Consider the following 20,586-nt stretch of genomic DNA (forward strand, 5'->3'; position numbering starts at 1 on the left):
TGTTGCTCATTTGAATGCAGGCAAGCTGGCTTCGGTTTTGGCATCCTGCGTCACCCTACTCCAGAATCCATTCAGTCGTGCGCTCCCAGTGGCACAACGTTTGAAATATCACTGCATATTCGCATACACCTTGCTAGCTCTAAAACCAAAAAAAAGCAGCCCGTAGGCTGCTTTTTTATTTACGCATTTAACCGCAAAATCTACACGTCCAGATTCGCCACTCTCAGCGCATTCTTTTCGATAAATTCACGACGTGGTTCTACCACATCACCCATCAGGGTTGAGAAGATTTCATCGGCAGATACTGCGTCTTCGATGGTCACCTGTAGCATGCGACGTGCTTCAGGATCCATGGTAGTTTCCCACAGCTGCTCTGGGTTCATCTCGCCCAGACCCTTATAACGCTGAATGTACTGACCACGCTTGGCTTCGTTCATTAACCAATTCAGTGCTTCTGAAAAACGCTTAATTTCACGAATCTTCTCACCGCGACGAATATGGCTGTCAGCAGTCAACTTTCCGTGAATTTCAGTGAAGTATTCAGCGAACTGACGGTATTCACCAGAACCAATAAAGTCTGGCTTAAACTCAGCATGATGATCAACGCCATGGCGGCGAATAGTAAATAGCGGATACCAGCGACCCGTTTCTTCGTCCTGCTTCAACTGGTAGCTATATTGACCACCAACGCCCGCTTCATTTAACGGTGCAATTAGGTTTTCAACATATGCTTTTACCGTTTCTTCTGACGATAAATCGTCAACAGAAATAGGTGCCAGTTCGAGCATTTGATTCATCAAAACTTCTGGATAAATACGCGCGATACGGGTGATTGTTGCCTGCACCTTACGATGAATATCCACCAGAGCACGCAGCTCTGTGCCGAAAATTTCTTCATTCTCACTGAGCACCAGAGAAGATTTCTCCAGAGCACGGTCGAGTAAGTAATCTTCTAGAGCAGGTTCGTCTTTCAAATACTGTTCTTGCTTGCCTTTTTTAACCTTGTACAACGGAGGCTGGGCAATATAAATATGGCCACGCTCTACTAGCTCAGGCATCTGACGATAGAAGAAGGTCAGCAGCAAAGTACGGATGTGCGAACCGTCCACGTCAGCATCGGTCATGATAATGATTTTGTGATAACGCAGTTTATCCGGGTTGTACTCGTCACGACCGATACCACAACCAAGTGCAGTAATCAGAGTGCCAACTTCTACCGAAGACAGCATTTTATCGAAACGGGCTTTTTCAACGTTAAGGATTTTACCCTTCAACGGCAATATGGCTTGAGTCTTTCGCGAACGGCCTTGCTTGGCAGAACCACCCGCAGAATCACCCTCCACCAGGTACAATTCAGAAAGGGACGGATCCTTTTCCTGGCAATCAGCCAATTTACCTGGCAAACCTGCGATATCTAACGCGCCTTTACGGCGAGTCATATCACGGGCTTTACGTGCCGCTTCACGCGCACGTGCTGCATCAATCATCTTACCGACAATGATTTTGGCTTCTTGCGGGTTTTCCAGCATGAACTCAGATAAGTACTGAGCCATTGCTTGCTCAACCGCTGACTTCACTTCAGAAGACACCAGCTTATCTTTGGTCTGGGATGAGAACTTTGGATCTGGCACTTTAACCGACAACACGGCAGTCAAACCTTCACGGCTATCATCGCCAGAAGTGTTGATATTGCCTTTTTTGTTCAGACCTTGCTTGTCCATGTAATCTTTCAGAGTACGGGTTAATGCACCTCTGAAACCCGCCAGGTGAGTACCACCGTCGCGCTGGGGAATGTTGTTGGTAAAGCAGAATACATTTTCCTGGAAACCATCGTTCCACTGCATTGCTACTTCAACACCGATATCGTCTTTCTCAGCAGAGAAATAGAATATTTTTTCGGTCACCGGAGTTTTGTTTTTATTCAGGTGCTCAACAAATACTCGAATGCCACCTTCATAATAATGCTCTACTGATTCATCAGTACGCTCATCAATAATATTGATGCGTACCCCTGAATTCAAAAAAGCTAATTCTCGCAAGCGACGTGACAGAACATTAAAGTCGAACAAAATATTGGTAAAGGTCTCTTTCGATGGTTTAAACCAGATTTGAGTACCTGTTTGCTCGGTTTCGCCTGTTATTTCTAACGGTGCCTGCGGCTCACCACCCGCGTAATCTTGGGTGTGCACTTTACCGTGCTTCCAAATGGTCAACTTCAGCTTTTCAGATAAGGCGTTTACTACAGAAACACCGACACCGTGCAAACCACCAGAAATCTTGTAGCTGTTATCGTCGAACTTACCGCCTGCGTGCAGTACCGTCATAATAACTTCTGCTGCAGATTGGCCTTCTTCGTGAATGTCGGTAGGAATACCACGACCATCGTCGCTGACCGATACCGATTCATCCGCATGAATAGTTACCTGGATATTGCTACAGAAGCCAGCCAGCGCCTCATCGATTGAATTATCGACTACCTCAAACACCATGTGGTGCAAACCGGTGCCGTCATCCGTGTCACCGATATACATGCCGGGACGTTTGCGCACAGCATCAAGGCCCTTCAGTACTTTGATACTGGAAGAGTCGTAGCTGTTGTCTGTTTCACTCATATAGATTTTCTCCAGAAACTTAAACGGGGCGAACCCGCCCATGTTCCACGTGGAACATCTGGCCACCCTGCTCTTTTAGCAGTTCAGCCAGTCCAAAATCATCCACACCGGTTAAAAAAATCTGACTCTTTAAAGAGCCGATTTCACGCATTACCAGTTCGCGGTTGGCAGCATCTAACTCTGCCCCTAAATCATCCAGTAAAAAAATACACTGGCGTTCGGTTGTTTGCTCCAGCAATTTTGCTTGAGCAATTTTCATTAAACAGATGATCATTTTCATCTGTCCCCGAGACAACACATCCTTAGCCGGTTTGTTATCTACCAGCAATCGAATATCTGCACGATGTGGCCCGACATGAGATTGCCGGTATCGAATATCCCGCGGCCGACTCTCTAACAAAGCATCTGAAAAATCAGGATGCTGTTTGTTATTCCAGCCAGGGTAATACTCTAGTCGCCATTGTCGCTCGGAAAGATAGCCATCCACTGCCTGATGAAAAAATGTCTGGTAGGTTTCCAGCCATTGCTCTCGAGCCAAGTGAACGGCCTGTGCGTGACGCACTAGCTCATTATCCCAGATATCCAGCTGCTCTGCAGCGGTTCCGGCCTTTAATAATGCATTTCTCTGTTTTAATGCTTTCTGCATCTGCTGCCAATTGATGACAAACTGATGTTCCACGTGGAACACCCCCCAATCGACGAACTTTCTGCGAAAAACTGGCCCACCGTCTAACAGTGAAAAGCTGTCCTGATGAATCAGTTGAATCGCTAATAATTGTGCCAACGGAGAAAAGCTGGAATAGCTTTGGCCGTTAATTCTGACCAGAGTATCGCCATTTTTATCTCGACGAACCCCTAACGAATGATCGTCTCCAGCATCAGAAATACATCGGCCAAATACGGTCATGCTATTTTGCTGATGTTGAATCACGCCAGCTAACCGAGCAGATCGAAATGAACGTCCACTCGCCAGCAAGGCAATCGCTTCCAAAATACTTGTTTTGCCACTGCCATTTGGCCCGGTTAAAAGATTAACCGTTGAAGAGGGGGAAATCGTCAGGGGCTCGAGATTTCGAACCCCTTCAATTTGTAAGCGGCTAAGCTGCATTAGATGCGCATCGGCATAACTACATAGCAGCTTTGGGTCTCGCCAACTTCTTCAACCAAGGTTGAAGAGTTTGGGTCAATCATTGTGAAACGGGCAGTACCGGTTTTAATGGTATTTAAAGCATCCAGCAAATAGCTCACATTGAAGCAAATCTCCATTGCCTCACCATCGTAAGATACTTCCATTTCATCCAGAGCTTCTTCTTGCTCAGGGTTATTGGCCTGAATACATAGAGTGTCTTTTTCTAGCATTAAACGAATGCCACGATATTTTTCGTTAGAAAGAATCGATGCCCGTTGTAATGCATGGCGCAAACTTTCTACATCGGCAGTCATAATCCGCTCACCACCGCGCGGCAATACCCGCTGGTAATCAGGGAAACGACCATCAACCAATTTTGATGAGAAAGTAAATCCAGCAGTCGCTGCTTGCAGGTGATTATTACCAATACGAAGGCTGACAACTTCATCGCTGTCTTGCAACAGACGGATAAATTCCAGCACACCTTTTCTTGGGAAAATCACTTGTCGAGCAGTTTCTACGCCATGCGCCGTTTGCAATGTACACATTGCCAATCGGTGACCGTCAGTAGAAACGGTACGAATTTGGTTTGCTGAAATCTCTAGCAGCATGCCATTTAGGTAGTAGCGAACATCCTGTTGCGCCATGGCAAATGCCGTGCGATCTAACACGTAACGCAAATCACCCTGCCCTACTTGTAATTCCATTGCACCTTGTTCTGGTTCCACTGCTGGGAAATCATCCGCTGCCAAACAAGATAAGGTAAAGCGACTTTTTCCAGAAGAAACAACCACTCTTTCATCTTCCTGGCTAATGGTAATCTCGGCACTGTCAGGCAGTGCACGGCAAATATCCATTAACTTACGCGCAGGAATGGTGGTTTCTCCGCTTTCAGCAGCGCCCTGTTCCAAATCAATTCTGGCTGAGATCTCAACTTCCATATCCGTACCAGTCATCAACAATTGTTGCTGATCGACCACTACTAAAATATTTGCCAGAACCGGCATTGTCTGCCGTTTTTCTACCACGCCCGCCACCATTTGTAGTGGCTTGATTAGCTTTTCACGAGCCAGTGTGAATTTCATGGTATCCGTCTCAACCCTTATTAACTGGAGAGTGTACGCAATAAATTGGAGTAATCTTCGCCAATATCTCGCGTAGTTTCTCTTAATTCCTTAACTTTTCGACAGGCGTGCAGCACTGTAGTGTGATCTCGTCCACCAAAAGCTCTACCTAACTCAGGCAAGCTATGATTGGTTAACTCCTTAGCCAAGGCCATGGCAACCTGACGTGGACGAGCAATCGATCGGGTACGACGCTTTGACAGCAATTCGGTCACCGACATTTTATAGTACTCAGCAACTGTCTTTTGAATATTGTCGATCGACACTAATTTATCTTGCAACGCTAGCAAGTCTTTTAATGCATCTTTTACAAAATCCATCGTGATAGGCTTTCCGGTAAATTGCGCACTGGCAATTACCCGTTTTAATGCCCCTTCTAATTCACGAACATTAGATCGGATTTTTTTAGCAATAAAAAATGCGACTTCATAAGGCAATTGAACCCTTGCCTGCTCAGCTTTACTCATTAAAATAGCGACTCGCGTTTCTAGCTCAGGCGGCTCTAATTGAACCGTTAATCCCCAGCCAAAACGAGATTTTAATCGATCTTCCAAACCATTAATTTCTTTTGGATAACGGTCGCAAGTTAAAATAACCTGTTGCTGCCCTTCCAGAAGGTGATTAAAAGTGTGGAAAAATTCTTCTTGCGAACGTTCTTTACCGGCAAAAAACTGAATATCATCGATCATTAAAACATCGAGTGCGCGATAAAAACGTTTAAATTCTGCAATCGCATTATTTTGCAGCGCACGTACCATATCACCGACAAATCTTTCTGAATTTAAATATAAAACTCGAGCGTCGGGATTTTGCTGTAAAACTTGATTACCGATGGCATGCATCAAGTGGGTTTTACCCAGACCAACACCACCATATAAAAATAACGGATTGTAAGCCGTACCTGGATTTTCAGAAACCTGAAAAGCAGCAGCACGTGCTAACTGGTTAGATTTACCTTCAACAAAGTTATCGAAGGAAAATTGTCGATTAATACTACTACCAGTATCTACAAACAGACCACTGCGAGCCAACACCTGTTGAGGTGTTGCGCCTTGTGTGTAATTAACCGCTTCCATCGCCGCACCACCAACACCAGAACCCGGTGCAGCTTCTGCTTCTAATAAGGAAGCTTGAACTACCCGTTCAGGACGTCGTTGATTAGTACGGGTCACCCGGCGAGACTTACTACCACCTGAAACACCGGCAGCAATTGCAGGTTCAGCAGTAGTTTGAGGCTGGGGTTGTCGCATGGGTTGTTTACGCGCAGGGGCTTGCCGTGGTGCAGGTGATTCTGCTGCTGGGCGACGCGCTGGCTTTGCAGGCGTAGCTGGGGCAGTTCTCACCGTTGCAGCAGTTCGCGGCCTGGCAGGTGCGCTAGCAGTCGCCTGGTTTCGCGAGCCAATCTGTAAACAAACTTCCGGCGGATTGTCCGGAACAAATTCATCTAGCAGATCAACTATTCTACTCTGGTAGTTGCGCTTTACCCAGTCAACAACAAAGCGGTTCGGTGCAAATAGCACCAGCGAGCCGGCTTCTTCCTTTGCCTGAAGCGGACGCAACCACGTATTGAATTGTTGTTGAGGTAATTCATCTTGCAAACGAGCAAGACATTGGGACCAAAGGCTGTCAGTCACAGAATCCTCTCTATGAGCACCAATTTAGCCAACTCTCCACAAAAAGCCGAAGCATCTATTCTACCCCAGACAAACCTAGTTATCCACAAAACTTAGAAATCGTCTAGTTATAGTCGTTTGGGGTAGATAACTGCTAAAAATAGCCTTAAAAACCATTGATCAAGGCAGTATTAGGCAGTTGAAACTTTGATCCTTGGCAGAACAACTCTGTGGAAAACCTGTAGTTATCTCTGTACAAGCCCAGAACAACTTTATAGAAGTTCACAGATTTCAAAAAACTATCTACAGATAAAAAATCTATAAATAATCCTGTAAAACCTGTTCTATATGGGTTCTTCGATAATGGACAGGGATAACTTTTTTATTATTGTGTATGAAAATTCTCTCTTGGGATATCTTAAAAGCTGCTTAGAAAATTGATCAAATTGAGTTTGCTAGATAAAAGTAGCACTATCTATTAGAAAGATCGGTTTCCATTCACTTTTATAACAATCATCAGCTAAAACTGGCCAGATCTGCCAAGGATTTATTCAAGGACTATTATCCCCAAGCACGATGAGCCATTTAACAGTGATATTGGGAGTGTGGATAAATATGCTGATAACTATGGGGCAATTCCGGTAACAAAAATTGACCCTCTACTTATCCAGAATCTGTCCCGCGACAATACAGACTTAGTCCTATCAGTCACGCACACAAAAAACTGCTGTTAACCCATGATAAATAAAATATTTTCAGGGTTATTCGATTTGTTCACAGGGATTAATAATAAGAGTTAATAAAAACACTACGTGTTTACTTATTATTAGTTCTTTTTTAAAACCCCACCCAGATCGAAACCCTGAACATACTCGAGAGATTGATTTGACCAACGATTCAAAATTGGCTATTCCAGTATCTGAAAATAAAAAGTATCCGAAAACAACACTGGGTCGGAGTTAATCTGAAAACCAGGGAGTAGAGAAAATTGAAATTGAAAACCAAACCGTTGGACAATCCCCCGTCTCAAATCTCAACACCGCTGGTCAGCTGTTTCGCCAGAAAGCGCAGTTTGCATTGGATCAGGTAACCCTTTAAACCACCATATACAGACATCAAGTAGCAAGTAACTACTAGATATAGTGGTGTCAGAGATTACGGCCACTTAGCCAGTCAAAAAATTGATCTCAGTAAACTGCTTGAGAAACAAAGCCTTTATCGCTTGACAGAGCAGTGTCTCGACTCTAAAATCCCGCGTTCTCATGCCCCCTGTGGCATTGATTTATTAGCAAGCAACACGGATTCAGACATGAAACGTACTTTTCAGCCAAGTAATTTGAAGCGCGCCCGCACTCACGGTTTCCGTGCCCGTATGGCAACCAAGGGCGGTCGCCTGGTTCTTAAGCGTCGTCGCGCTAAGGGCCGTGCTCGTCTGGCAGCCTAAGGGTTTAGAACAGGTGAAATTCGGTTTTTCGCGTTCAGCACGACTGCTGAAACCAGCGGAGTTCCGGCATGTATTTGCCGACGCCGAAAGTGTTGCCTGTCGCCAGCTGAGATTGCTGTTCCGGCCCTGTGAATTGGGTCGGACCCGCATAGGATTCGCATTGACCAAAAAAGCGGTCAAGCGTGCGGTCGATAGAAACCGGATCAAACGTGTGTTTCGGGATAGTTTCCGTCTTAATCAACACGAAATGGGTTCGGTCGATATTATCGTTTTGGCACGTCGAGGTGCGTCCGATCTGGACAACGCAGCCTTACAAAAACTTGCCAACGATCTCTGGCTCAGGCTTGAAAAAAGCTATAAAAAGAGCCAATCCCTTGCTTCTGCACCTTCCCAGCAGGACTGCGACCTTTCATAATACGCTTCATTTTTCGGACATCTGCCGACAACGGTCACCCTTATGGAACTACAACGCACAATATTAATTGCGCTGTTTGCTCTGGTATCGGTAATGCTCTTCCAAACTTGGGATGAGACTTACAATGCACCAGTTCAACAAACCGCAAATGCATCAGTCAGTTTACCAGGTGATACACCTGAAGCTGCTTCTGGTTTGGATTCAGAAGTACCAGCAGCCTCAATAACTGGTTCTGCTGTTGCACAAGCTATTTCCAGCAAGACCATTAAGATTCGTACCGACTTACTGGCGCTCGAAGTTGATCTTCAGGGTGGCACGATTGTTCAGGCTGATTTACTCGCCTTTCCAGAAAGTTTGGGTTCTGAAGTACCTTTCCGCTTAATGAGTAATACGCCAAACCAGAGTTATGTCGCTCAAAGTGGTTTGAGTAGTATTGCTGGTCCGGATAACCGTGATGGTCGCGCAGTATTTGCTGCATCGGCTGACAGCTTTGAAATGGTCGATGGCCAAGACAAGTTAGTGGTGCCTTTAACCTGGACTAATGAGCAGGGCGTAGAATTCATTAAGTTGTTTACTTTCACTCGTGGTAGCTATGCGGCTGAAGTTAACTACAAGGTCGATAACCAGTCTGGAAAAACTTACTCCGGTAGCTTTTATGCTCAGTTAAAGCGTCATCGTCCACTGGAAGAAAAAAGTGTTGGTTTAGGTGGGTTTAACACTTATACCGGTGCAGTTGTTACCACACCTGACGAGCCTTACAAAAAAATCACCTTTGACGATATGGAAGAAGAAGCTTTCAAGAAAGACGTTAGAGGCGGTTGGGCGGCAATGAGCCAGCACTATTTTGTAAGTGCCTGGATTCCTGTTGCGGATCAGGTGAACAGCTATAGCTCTCGTGCAAACAAAGGCGAGTACCTAGTTCAGTTGGTGAGTCCTGCTTTGAACGTTTCTCCTGGTCAAACCGGCGAAATTGGTTCTACCTTGTGGATTGGTCCAAAGGATCAAAACAAGCTGGAGGCGCTGTCTGAGAACCTCGATCTGACTATCGACTATGGTTGGTTGTGGTTTATTGCTCAGCCATTATTCTGGTTGTTGACCATGTGGCATGGCCTATTCGGTAACTGGGGTTGGGCGATCATCTTCTTAACCATCACCGTTAAGGCACTGTTCTTCTATCCTTCTGCGATTAGCTATCGTTCAATGGCCAAGATGCGCAAGTTAGCGCCGAAACTGGCTCAGTTGAAAGAACGCTATGGCGATGACCGTCAGCAGATAGGTACCAAGACCATGGAGCTGTACAAGAAAGAAGGCGCCAACCCAATGACCGGTTGTTTGCCTGTTCTATTACAGATGCCAGTATTTATCGCGCTTTACTGGACACTTTTAGAGTCAGTAGAACTGCGTTTGGCACCTTGGTTAGGCTGGATCACCGATCTGTCAGCACAAGACCCTTACTACATTCTGCCTGTGATCATGGCTGCGTCGATGTTCATTCAGCAAAAACTGAATCCACCGCCAGCAGATCCAATGCAACAGAAAGTAATGCAGTTCTTACCAGTAGTATTTGGTGTGTTCTTCCTGTTCTTCCCTGCGGGTCTGGTTCTGTACTGGTGTGTTAACAACATCCTGTCGATCCTCCAGCAGTGGATGATTACTCGTAAGATTGAAGCTGAAGATTAATTCACAGCTTTAAAGCGAACGAAAAAACGGCGACCCCTAAACAGGTCGCCGTTTTTATTTACAGAGACGAAATTTATATCGTATGGATCATATCGGTATAACAATTTGCCGTTAGCAAGAATCGAATTATTCACAGTCATCTCTGATATGCCTAAGTTGTTCAACCTGAGTTATCCTGCCATGGAATACTTTGCCCATTGGAAATCCTTTGTGGAAAAGTTAGCCATGATCTGGCTGGCATCTGAAAATGCTGTTAGATGTCCTGTGTGATCTTCTGACAGACATTCAAACTCAGTTAGTGCTATCCAGCCAGCTTTTGATCTAGCGATATGACATGCGCTTACTGTGAAGCAATTTGTGATCATACATTTGATCATTTGTTCACAGCCCTTAGATTGATTTGATCGCTAGTGCTGCTGATTATTAGTGGTTGCTAGAGGTTATCTACAGCATTCGCCCCAGCGCCAAGCAATGCTACAATCCGCGCCCTAAATAAGCCCCAGTTTTCCACAAAGCATTCTCAGTCGAGCATTTGAATTATGAACAACCCAGTTATCGATACCATCGCCGCCCAGGCAACAGCATCTGGCCAAGGTGGAGTTGGCATTATTCGTATCTCAGGCCCGAGAGCGAGCCCCGTGGCCGAGAAACTACTGGGGTTTGAGCCACAAGTTCGTTATGCCCATTACGCACCGTTTAACGATGCACAGGGAGAAATACTCGATCAGGGTATTGCACTCTACTTTGCCGCGCCCAATTCATTCACAGGCGAAGATGTGGTCGAACTACAAGGCCATGGCGGCCCTGTAGTGATGGATATGCTTTTAAAGCAAGTGTTGGAGTGCGGTGTTCGGTTAGCACGACCTGGTGAGTTTTCAGAGCGAGCATTTTTAAACGATAAGCTCGACTTGGCCCAGGCCGAGGCAATTGCTGACTTAATTAGTGCCAGTTCTGCACAGGCTGTTCGTGGTGCGCTTCGTTCACTGCAAGGTGCAATGTCAGATCGTATCCACAACTTGGTAGAAAAACTGACCGAGCTGCGAATCTATGTTGAAGCAGCGATCGACTTCCCTGAAGAAGAAATTGATTTCTTGGGTGATGGCATCGTCAGTGGAAAACTTATTCATTTAGCTGAAATGTTCAACAGCATTCGCAAGGAAGCTAAACAAGGAAGTCTGCTGCGCGAAGGTATGACGGTGGTGATTGCTGGTCGGCCAAATGCCGGTAAATCTAGCCTGTTAAATGCATTAGCTGGCCGGGAAGCGGCGATTGTCACAGATATTGCCGGCACTACCCGCGATGTGCTGCGGGAACATATCCACATCGACGGCATGCCGTTGCATATTATCGATACCGCCGGTTTGCGTGAATCTGACGACAAAGTTGAGATGATCGGTGTCGAACGAGCCTGGGGAGAAATCGAAAAAGCCGATAAAGTTCTGTTGGTTACCGATTCCAGAGAAGGCACAGAAATTAATCCACACAATTTATGGCCTGAGTTTGTTGATCGGTTGCCTGAAGGGGTGCCGTTAACGGTAATTCGTAACAAGATTGACCTGTTAGCAACCGAAGAAACCTCTGGTTTATCAATTGATAACGGTCAGGAAGTATTGCGCATGTCAGCGCTGTCGGGCGACGGTATTGATGAACTGCGTGAGCACTTGAAAAAGGTCATGGGCTTTGAAGCGACTAATGAATCAGGCTTTCTTGCTCGCCGCCGTCACCTAGATGCATTAGAGCGTGCTGAAGACCACTTAAAACAAGGCACAATGGAACTAGAGTATTCTGCTGCTGGAGAACTTCTGGCCGAAGAATTGCGCCAAGCCCAACAAGTGTTAGGTGAAATTACCGGTGAATTTTCTGCCGATGATTTATTAGGTAAAATCTTTTCTAGCTTTTGTATTGGTAAATAAATATGAGCAATCAAAGTAAACCTTCTCAAAAACAGCCTGAGAAAAAAGCCAAACCCCCCATGACAATTTTTGCTGTGGCTTTAGTTGCAATCATTATTTTAGTTGTTTTTTTTAAATAACAGCTTGTTATGCTTATCTTTTGGCTCAACACAACGTAGGTTGTGTTGGGCGCAGCGAATAAAAGAAAGAGCTAATTATTTTTGTTTCGTATGAAAATATGACACGCAGATCCTTTTCCTAGATGTTTTTTATTTATATCAAACAACTCTGTAGCTTCAACTAATTTGCTAAGTGAGTCAAATTTATAGTTTTTATCGTTGTAATTTTTGAAATTAAAATCAGGATGTTGTCTTTTAATTAAACTTCCGCATTGTGCAAGTCTCGACCACCCATCTTCTTCCATGCACTCTGAAGCTGCATATCTAAGTAGTTTAACAAGATTAGTGTCCATTCTTAATTTGTTTCTGATAGATAATCCTGTAGTTTTAGTTTCTTTCTTTTCTTTGGTTATTGTTATTTCTTTATCTGTATTTTTTTCAGAAAAAACTTCAGAATACAAAAAATCATCGCATGCATTAATGAATGCTTTAGGAGTTTGTTTTTTACCAACACCAAAAACATAAATTTCCGATTCTTTTAGCCTTGATGCTAATTTAGTAAAGTCGCTATCGCTACTGAATAAAACAAAAGCATCAAATTTATTTGAATATAGTAAATCCATGGCGTCGATTATCATAGCAGCGTCGGATGAATTTTTTCCTTGCGTATATGAAAACTGCTGAACAGGGCTAATAGCTAATTCATTAAGATGTTCTTTCCAGTTTCTAAGATATGATGAACTCCAATCACCATAAGCTTTCTTTACAATAATATGCCCATGTTTAGATAGTTCTTTTAAAGCATTATCAAGAATAGAATAAGATGTATTCTCTGCATCTATTAATACAGCAATTTTTTTCTCTGAATCTATATTTATCATTGGTTTTTCTTAATCCAGTTTATTAACTGCTGCTTTGGCAGTGCCCCACTCACCCGATCGATTTCTTTACCCTCTTTGAATAGAATCAGGGTTGGAATGCTGCGGATATTGTATTGCGCTGCCAGCTGCTGTGCTTGCTCGGTATCTAGTTTGGCTAAAATCACCGACGGCTCTAGTTCGGCAGCGGCTTGTGCATAACCCGGTGCCATCGATTTGCACGGGCCACACCAAGGCGCCCAGAAATCAACAACCACTGGCAATGCATTTTTACTGATAAATCGATTGAAGTTGCTTTGATTAAGCTCGACCGGTTTTTGTTGGAAAAGCTTTTCATGACATTTTCCACAAACTGGCTGATCTTCAAGACGTGCTTTTGGCAAACGGTTTAAAGCCTGACAACTTTGGCAGACCATTTGAACTGCTGTGCTGGGGATATCTGTCATAATTCCAATACCTAATTTAACCACTTAGCTCAGCAGGTCACTGCATTGCTTAACAGGTGAGGATTATGCCGCGAAAAAGCGATGTTAAGAAGTAGTAATATTTAATCTATCGATTAGTTTCTGACTACCGAGTGGTGACCAAAATAGCAGATCATCAATCACTGCGACTCAATAGAGTCGTCCTGTGCAAAACTGATGATGATGTTGTTAATCAGCAACAACTGGATAAAAGATACCCAGTTGGAGTCAATCTGGTTTAAGGTGTCGCCTCTGCGGCAGTTCACAGTCCTATGAGCTGTCTGTTTTTTGATCAATTCGATCTCACTTCTCTATTTTAGTTACCCGGCTTATTGGAGCTTTATAACCATGACCTACACAGGTTCGGCACACTCGATGAGTGAATTTAAACTTAGCCCTGAGCTGCTCAAGCTGATTGATGCCGTGAACAACCGCAGTGCAGAGTTAACGGGTGATGATGGGGATAAATGCATTGGTAGCCAGTTACCCACAGTGAATCGGGCGTTTGAAGAGATCCAGAGACGAGGATTACCCGCTGGTAATCAGTTTTGTGATTGGGGTAGTGGATTAGGCGGTGTGTGTGGTGTTGCCGCATTGAATGGCTTTAAGTCATTAGGAATCGAATTTCATCACCAGTTTGTAGTCGCAGCTCGTGAAATTGCCGAAGCACAAAATTTACCGATTACTTATTGTGAAGGCACTTTTTTCGTACCGGGCGACGAAACCTTGTCAGACAAGCATTCTCGAATGATTATGACTTACGACAAGTTGGCTTGGGAGCAAACAGAATTATCTCATCAAGACATTGATGTGGTGTTTTCCTACCCATGGCCAGGTGAAGAAGGTTTCACCGATCGAGTATTTTTACGCCATGCTAAACCAGGCACTTTACTGGTGACCTTCCACGGTTGTGATCAATTACTGGTTCAGAGAAAAACTGAAGACCAAAACCATCTGGAAGTTATTGACTGGATGTAAATATTCGCCAGTTTTAGAGTGCGGCTGATTAATAACCAGCCGCATTTTTTTATGCTGCTTGTTTATTTTTTTGCTCAGTTTGTGGGTCCTTTTTGGTCACATCAGGCTTATTAAAAAGATTAAGTAGTAAGCGAATTATCAAACCGCCTAGCATTAAAGCGATGGCGTCTTTTAAATCGAACATCTTTTCTTTCAAAGTTTTAGGTTCATATGAGCTATCTAATAATTGATAATTACTATTTGGATAAGCTGCATCGAACTTCTCTCTCAGGCTAGATGGAACCTCTGACCCGTCACGCAATAACCCGGTATAACTTGCCGTGCCGATTAAGTCGGTAATCGATGGTGCTTGCTCGCTGTCCAAAATATAAGCGACCTTACCGGTTGAAGAGATGATAACAGGGGTATAGAAGGTTTTACCCAGCTGGCGTTTTTTCTTTCTGGATTGAATAGTGTATTCATAAACGTTGGCTAGATCGACAGTACCGCCGTTGACCGTTGCATACCTTAATTGATTACCAGTATTGGCCAACTCACCAATTTCAACCGTAACGGCTTCCTGATTAATGTTGCGTTGCTGATAAATTTCCCACAGCTCATATCCAACAAAAAACAAACCGACCAGAAATGCATAATTAGCTAATTTTTTGAATTTATTAATCACACCCATCTCCCCAAAAAACTTTCTTGAAATTTTTTTGAACAGTCAAATAAGAGTAATCTTATCTGCTGCTTAGCGAATAAATATTACAAGTAAAATTGATAAAATTAAATAACGTTAATTCTACATCTTCTGTAATTCATCAATTCTTTGATCTGACTACTTCACTCGACAAGGCTGGGTACAATCAATATGTCGCCAGCTGTTGCTATGAGAAGATCTTTTAATTTTTTTTTGGAGATGAAGGTTTTCGAATCGCAGGAAATTATTTTGTTGTTGATAAGTTATGAAACCATGCGCGATCAAACTTCAAAATACAGACTGATAAAGGGTCGGTTGTTTTTTAATCCACAGCCCTTTTTTGTTCTTATGACTAAGCGATGTAAATTGAATATTTGCCGCTGATGGCTACTAGTTGCAAGCAGAAGAAAAACCTTACAGAAAGCGCAAAAATAAAGTGTTTAATGCTTAAAAATCACTGGCGAAGACTGTTTTTTATTCACAGGCCGCTAGCATTCTGAATAATATCTAACCAGATTGGATTAATTGTGCTGCTATCTGTCTGGATCAAGGCAATCTGTGCATAAAAAAAGTTATTATTCTGCGCTTTGTTATTTGACGACAGGTAGTTTCGGTGAATCAGAAGACTGGACGTAATCAACCCTGCCCATGCGGTAGCGGTAAAAAGCATAAGCGCTGCTGTATGAACAGCACAGGCAAGGCTAACCCAGATCAACTGCATCAACAGCTGCAAGATTGTTCTGGTCGTTTGATGCCAGCACTCTATTCCTTTTTCCGTAATGGTTCCGCTCCAGATGCGATGAGCCAAGCATGGAAAGCCTTCACTTGTGACCATCCGTTGACCATGGATGAAGAGCAACAAAGTGAAGTAGAAGAGCTTTTCTTTCCATGGCTGTTTTTCAATTGGAAACCCGAAGGTCAAAAGCTCTCAGTTGCCGAACAGTTTTTATCTAGCTTTGCCGAGAAAACCGAGCGTTTGTCTCGTGAATTGATTCTGGCTGGTTGTAAAGAAGGCTTTGCTTATTACCAAGTAACTGAGGTGACTGCTGGCAGCAGCATTCAGTTAAAACAGTTGGCGACTGGAAAAAAATTGTTGGTGCGCGAGCAAGTGTTATCGATGCAAATTGCTTCTGAAGGCATTTTGTTTGCTCGTCTGGTCGAAATTCGAGGTGAGCTATTTATCTTTGGCTGTGCGCCATGGATTCTGCCTGAATCTCATGCGCAAGAATTAACCGATCTTGGTACTTCGGATCTTCAAATTTTGCTGACGCGTTATTTTGATATTCGCCAGACAGTTTTTCAGCAAATGGAAAAGCAAGCCGATGAAATGGTGGATGCTATTTTGCAGCAATCACCAATAGAAGAAACCTTACAAGCTCAAGTACCGTCATTAGAAGCTAAAGCCACTGAAAAGAATGTCAAAGCGGATCAAACAACAGCAGGTTTGCAGGTTTGGAAACTAGAATGCTCCGTTCCTGAAGCTTATGACGCACTAAAAACACTGGCCGGTCGAAACCCTAGTGATGAACTACTGCTGTCGGATGCAAGTTATGACTCGAATGGAGTATTGCTGTCGTTTAGCATTCCCTGGTTAGAGAAACAGCAAACTTTGGCAGAGTTAATTGTTTCTAATGATCGGCTCAGTGTTCGTTGTAGCCCAGAGCAGCGGGATCCAGTAGCACGTCGAATTCGCCGCAGATTGGGTAAAAAGGTTTCATTACTAGGCGATTAAAATCAAGCCAGATTAACGCTTACCTCTAAAGTGGTAATCAAGAAAAACAGTTGTATTTTTTTTAACTGGCTGTTTTTTCTTGTTAAAAAAGCAATAAAACTAGCTCAGGATGTTGTGTCAAACAAACACAATAGAGGTATAGATAAAAGACAAGCTGAAAGTTAGGGTAATTATGCAGGCAGGTATTTATATCAGCCTGGTGTGTTGCTGAGTTTTTGACAAATATGTCAGACGCGGAGCTGGTCTCCGCGTTTTTTTATTCTGTCAAACCATCAATAAACGCCTTAGCCTTATCTAGAGCACCTTTACTCGCATCAACAGCTTCATTACTTAACGCTTTCGCTTTCTCTACCCCTTGTTGCGCCGAGCAGCGGGTTCTTTCTCCCAAACATTTTGCCTTGCAGCTTGATTGCTTCGTTTCTTCTCCGATATTGCTTAACTCGCAGCGAGTATTACAAAGCTTTTGCTTTTGCGGGCAATCTAGAATGTCAAAGGCAGAAGCTGGGCCAGATAACATAAATGTTACTGCTAGAGCGGGTAATAGCTTGATATAGCGCATGTAGATAGTCTCGGCTGACCTGAGTAGTACTTTTTTTATTATATCCTTGTCAGCTAAACAGCTCCATTGACTTTCGATATCTATCCCTGAGGTTAAAACTGCTTTTGAATAGCCTATGACATCTTGCTGAGAGATAATCTTTGATTACAATGACATGTCTTTAAAAATAGTTTTAAAAGAACATGTTTTTTTATAATTATTAGTCTATGAAAATATTTGTTATTTTAGAATTTTGTTATAACGAATAATCGTTGTATAGCAAAAATACCATCTATCAATTTTAAAAAAAATGAATTTTTTGCTGCCATAGATTCAAATGAATAGGTAGTAAAACCTGAGGATCACCTTTAGCAATTGATTAAAGTTGAACTTTTGTCACATTTTTTTGCGGATAGCTATGGCTTGCACCAGCCAAGATAACCTACATCAAAGAACCTGCTATCGAAGCTTGTTATTTTCTTGATCAATTTATTTTTAACAGCCTCAGGGAGAAAAGCGTGATCAGAATCGCGGTAGCGGTTTGCTTGCTGCTATACAGCCTTGTTAGCGCTGCAACTAGCTTAACTGAGCAAGAGCAAGCTTGGTTGGGGGAAAAAGACCGTACCTTCTCAATAGGAATGGTTTCAGTCCCACCTTATTATTTTGCTGGTGAAAATAGTCGGGTAGCAGGTTATTCCCATGATGTTCTGCAACTAATCGCCAAGCAGTTAGATCTTCAATTTAGATATCGTCTCTATCCAAGTTTTGCAGAAGTAAAAACTGCGGTACTGTCTGGTGAATTAGATGTCGCTGCTGCGATAAACCCAAGTGTAAAACGGCGAAAAAACTACGAATTTACAAGGCCTTATCTTTATATAGAAAACCGATATTTCTCCAAGCGTGGTACCCAAATTGATACCAATAATCTAACTGGTGTTAAAATAGGTGTTTCTCGCGGTACATTATTATCAGAATGGCTAATTAAAAATCATCCTGAAGCAATTGTTTTTGAAGCAGATACTTCAAAAGATTTATTGAAGCTCTTATCTAACCGTAGCATTGACTTGATTGCAGGTGTGTCTGGCAGTATTGAGTGGAATGCTCGTCAATCAAGCATTAATGACATTGAAATGGCCGGTGATGTGGTTTTGGATTACCAGGAATCCTTCGGTACCAACAAGGATAAGCGTCAGCTGATTGATATATTACAAAAAGGTTTGTCGGGTATTTCGACGGATCAATGGCGTCAGCTAGAGCGACGTTGGTTAACCGGTCAGGATGATTCAATCTGGGATCAAATTCGTCAGCTGGGTATATATTTGATCATCGGCATGATTTTTCTTGGCATTATGGCGGTACTGGTCTGGAACCGTTCACTGCAGTGGCAAATTAAAGCACGTCGTCAGGCAGAACTAGCACAGCGCAGCCGTCGTGAAATGTTGGAAGCATCTTCGACCATGGAATCTCGTCGTCGAGTATCGGCCATGTTTAGTAAGATGCTGGAAGCCGAATTACCCGAAACAGTTTGCTTGCATTGGACAGTTCAAACTTCTGGTCAAGTTATTCTGGAAGGTGCTAGTGGTGTTCAAGCGGCAATAAAACAAAAAATGGCAGAACAGTGCCAGTTAAAGTTAAAAGATATTCGCCAGCGCCCAGCTAAATTGATTTCACTGATTAAAGCGTCTGAAGATTGGGCTCAATTTATGGATTATTGCGAACAGGTTCATTCACCGGTAAGAATGCTTGAGCCGATTGTTTGCCGTAGTCGCTTAATTGGCTTTGTTTCAATTCATGCTTCAGTTGAATCATCAAAAAGCTTTGAGCCTGGAATGACAGAGCAAGGGAAGGTTTCTGCATCGGTACGTTTCTTTGAACTGGTAATGGAGCGATTTGAAGATCGTCGCCGACTCTATGAAATGGCGCACCAGGATTCTTTAACCGGCCTACCTAACCGCCGCCAACTTTATGAAGAATTAACCCAAATGTTGTCGCAAGGTGAAGTCGGTGCCTTGCTGTTTATCGATTTGGACCATTTTAAAATGGTTAACGATAGTCTCGGCCATGAAGTAGGCGATTTGCTGTTAAAAGCGGTGGCTAGTCGTTTCCAATGCATGCTCAGTGAAGATCAGATGCTGGCGCGACTTGGTGGCGATGAGTTTGTTATGGTGATGCCTCGCTGCAATGGTGCTCAGACAGAAGAAATGGCGCAAACGTTATCCACTTTAATGGAAGATAGCGTGACGGTTTCTGGCCAGGAAGTGTATCTCTCACCAAGTATTGGTATTGCGCTTTACCCAGAAAATGGCAAGAACGTCGATACGTTGATTCGTAATGCTGATGCCGCGATGTATCAGGCCAAAGACAAAGGCCGTAACCGCTGGCAGTTTTACGACATATCCATGACAGTAAAAGCCAGAGAGCGATTAAACCTTTTAGGTGATTTACGTCTGGCACTCGCTCGTAAAGACTTTGAACTCTACTACCAGCCACAGCACGACATGGTCTCTGGCAACATTATTGGTGCTGAGGCATTGATTCGTTGGAATCACCAACAACTAGGTTTTATCACACCAGATAAATTTATTCCGTTGGCAGAAGAATCAGGCCTGATCTTACCCTTGGGTGAATGGGTGCTGGAAACTGCCTGTAATCAGATGACGCGCTGGAAAGAAAAAGGCATTCAGCTAGAGCGAATATCGGTCAATATATCGATGGCTCAGCTGCACCAACCGGGCTTGATTGCTCGGGTTGAAGGAGTATTAGAGCGTACTGCTTGCCGACCGGAATGGTTGGAATTTGAAGTTACTGAAAGCTATTTAATGTCGGATCCAGTGGAAGCAGGCAGGCTACTGGCACAAATTCGCTCAATGGGCATTATGGTTGCGCTGGATGACTTCGGTACCGGTTATTCATCGATGAGCTATTTAAATGCATTGCCGTTGGATCGGTTGAAAATTGACCGTAGCTTTGTATTTAAACTGCCTGATGAAGATGAAGGCGCGATTGTTCGAGCGATTATTGCAATGTGTCAATGTTTGAACATTGGTATTGTTGCTGAAGGCATTGAAAAAAAAGAACAAAAACAATTTATGATGGAGCAAGGTTGTGACTTGGCTCAGGGATATCTTTATTCCCGGCCATTGCCTTGCCATGAGTTCGAAAAATACTTCGCCAATTTGCCCGAATTTAATCAAAACGATGCTCAAACCCAGTCGCTAATTCAGCGACCAAATCCCCCAACCCAAGTTGAACCTGCTTGATTGCTAAATAGACATATGATCGTTGG

General features: G+C 43.5%; 15 protein-coding genes. 7 read left to right on the top strand and 8 right to left on the bottom strand.

The genetic code is table 11. The features are described from left to right. Positions 1–200: 200 nt before the first annotated feature. From gyrB to dnaA, 4 genes are read right to left on the bottom strand one after another with little or no spacing between them, the layout of a single operon-like run. Positions 201–2,612, bottom strand: a complete 2,412-nt coding sequence (gene gyrB / locus DC094_RS13045) for a DNA topoisomerase (ATP-hydrolyzing) subunit B (RefSeq protein ID WP_116687553.1) — start codon at positions 2,610–2,612, stop codon at positions 201–203. Positions 2,613–2,631: 19 nt separating this feature from the next. Then, complete coding sequence (gene recF, locus DC094_RS13050; RefSeq protein WP_116687554.1) at positions 2,632–3,720, bottom strand: DNA replication/repair protein RecF; 1,089 nt, start codon at positions 3,718–3,720, stop codon at positions 2,632–2,634. Further along, complete coding sequence (gene dnaN / locus DC094_RS13055) at positions 3,720–4,826, bottom strand: DNA polymerase III subunit beta (RefSeq protein ID WP_116687555.1); 1,107 nt, start codon at positions 4,824–4,826, stop codon at positions 3,720–3,722. Before dnaN ends, recF begins: the two co-directional genes overlap by 1 nt. A gap of 20 nt (positions 4,827–4,846) precedes the next feature. Next, entirely contained in the window at positions 4,847–6,499 is a 1,653-nt protein-coding gene (gene dnaA / locus DC094_RS13060; protein ID WP_116687556.1) for a chromosomal replication initiator protein DnaA, read from the bottom strand. Positions 6,500–7,787: 1,288 nt separating this feature from the next. Between dnaA and rpmH the strand changes: the two genes are divergently transcribed. From rpmH to mnmE, 4 genes are all read left to right on the top strand, one after another. Next, positions 7,788–7,922, top strand: a complete 135-nt coding sequence (gene rpmH / locus DC094_RS13065; RefSeq protein WP_116687557.1) for a 50S ribosomal protein L34 — start codon at positions 7,788–7,790, stop codon at positions 7,920–7,922. 13 nt (positions 7,923–7,935) lie between these two features. Beyond that, positions 7,936–8,337, top strand: a complete 402-nt coding sequence (gene rnpA / locus DC094_RS13070) for a ribonuclease P protein component (protein ID WP_116687558.1) — start codon at positions 7,936–7,938, stop codon at positions 8,335–8,337. A 42-nt stretch (positions 8,338–8,379) separates the two neighbouring features. Further along, a complete protein-coding gene (gene yidC, locus DC094_RS13075) occupies positions 8,380–10,017 on the top strand; it encodes a membrane protein insertase YidC (RefSeq protein ID WP_116687559.1) in 1,638 nt (545 codons plus the stop codon). A gap of 539 nt (positions 10,018–10,556) precedes the next feature. Then, complete coding sequence (mnmE, locus tag DC094_RS13080) at positions 10,557–11,930, top strand: tRNA uridine-5-carboxymethylaminomethyl(34) synthesis GTPase MnmE (protein ID WP_116687560.1); 1,374 nt, start codon at positions 10,557–10,559, stop codon at positions 11,928–11,930. Positions 11,931–12,120: 190 nt separating this feature from the next. On the opposite strand, the gene DC094_RS13085 is transcribed toward mnmE, so the two are convergent. Together DC094_RS13085 and trxC are read right to left on the bottom strand one after the other, a co-directional pair. Beyond that, positions 12,121–12,909 carry an NYN domain-containing protein gene (locus DC094_RS13085; protein ID WP_116687561.1) on the bottom strand — a complete coding sequence of 263 codons (789 nt, stop codon included), beginning with the start codon at positions 12,907–12,909 and terminating at the stop codon, positions 12,121–12,123. After that, entirely contained in the window at positions 12,906–13,352 is a 447-nt protein-coding gene (gene trxC, locus DC094_RS13090; protein ID WP_116687762.1) for a thioredoxin TrxC, read from the bottom strand. The genes DC094_RS13085 and trxC overlap by 4 nt, the downstream gene beginning before the upstream one ends. A 393-nt stretch (positions 13,353–13,745) precedes the next feature. Here trxC and DC094_RS13095 point away from each other — a divergent pair, with 393 nt between their 5' ends. Beyond that, entirely contained in the window at positions 13,746–14,348 is a 603-nt protein-coding gene (locus DC094_RS13095) for a class I SAM-dependent methyltransferase (RefSeq protein WP_133245547.1), read from the top strand. Positions 14,349–14,397: 49 nt separating this feature from the next. Here the strand turns inward: DC094_RS13095 and DC094_RS13100 are convergent, their stop codons facing one another. Then, positions 14,398–15,012 (bottom strand): hypothetical protein, encoded by a 615-nt coding sequence (locus DC094_RS13100; protein WP_133245548.1) that lies wholly within the window; start codon positions 15,010–15,012, stop codon positions 14,398–14,400. Between the two features lie 631 nt (positions 15,013–15,643). Between DC094_RS13100 and DC094_RS22430 the strand changes: the two genes are divergently transcribed. After that, positions 15,644–16,762, top strand: coding sequence for an SEC-C metal-binding domain-containing protein (locus DC094_RS22430; protein WP_206605655.1), 1,119 nt, complete (start codon positions 15,644–15,646; stop codon positions 16,760–16,762). Positions 16,763–17,018: 256 nt separating this feature from the next. On the opposite strand, the gene DC094_RS13110 is transcribed toward DC094_RS22430, so the two are convergent. After that, positions 17,019–17,321 (bottom strand): hypothetical protein, encoded by a 303-nt coding sequence (locus DC094_RS13110; protein ID WP_145959854.1) that lies wholly within the window; start codon positions 17,319–17,321, stop codon positions 17,019–17,021. A 497-nt stretch (positions 17,322–17,818) separates the two neighbouring features. Between DC094_RS13110 and DC094_RS13115 the strand changes: the two genes are divergently transcribed. Beyond that, positions 17,819–20,560, top strand: coding sequence for an EAL domain-containing protein (locus DC094_RS13115; RefSeq protein ID WP_116687565.1), 2,742 nt, complete (start codon positions 17,819–17,821; stop codon positions 20,558–20,560). Positions 20,561–20,586: the final 26 nt, after the last annotated feature.

The sequence above is a fragment of the Pelagibaculum spongiae genome (assembly GCF_003097315.1).
Classification (GTDB): domain Bacteria; phylum Pseudomonadota; class Gammaproteobacteria; order Enterobacterales; family Pelagibaculaceae; genus Pelagibaculum; species Pelagibaculum spongiae.

Coding starts and splice junctions, on each gene's coding strand:
- mnmE (WP_116687560.1), top strand. CDS start 10,557: ATGAACAACCCAGTTATCGATACCATCGCCGCCCAGGCAACAGCATCT.
- trxC (WP_116687762.1), bottom strand. CDS start 13,352: ATGACAGATATCCCCAGCACAGCAGTTCAAATGGTCTGCCAAAGTTGT.
- dnaN (WP_116687555.1), bottom strand. CDS start 4,826: ATGAAATTCACACTGGCTCGTGAAAAGCTAATCAAGCCACTACAAATG.
- gyrB (WP_116687553.1), bottom strand. CDS start 2,612: ATGAGTGAAACAGACAACAGCTACGACTCTTCCAGTATCAAAGTACTG.
- DC094_RS13110 (WP_145959854.1), bottom strand. CDS start 17,321: ATGCGCTATATCAAGCTATTACCCGCTCTAGCAGTAACATTTATGTTA.
- yidC (WP_116687559.1), top strand. CDS start 8,380: ATGGAACTACAACGCACAATATTAATTGCGCTGTTTGCTCTGGTATCG.
- DC094_RS13085 (WP_116687561.1), bottom strand. CDS start 12,909: ATGATAAATATAGATTCAGAGAAAAAAATTGCTGTATTAATAGATGCA.
- recF (WP_116687554.1), bottom strand. CDS start 3,720: ATGCAGCTTAGCCGCTTACAAATTGAAGGGGTTCGAAATCTCGAGCCC.
- rpmH (WP_116687557.1), top strand. CDS start 7,788: ATGAAACGTACTTTTCAGCCAAGTAATTTGAAGCGCGCCCGCACTCAC.
- DC094_RS13095 (WP_133245547.1), top strand. CDS start 13,746: ATGAGTGAATTTAAACTTAGCCCTGAGCTGCTCAAGCTGATTGATGCC.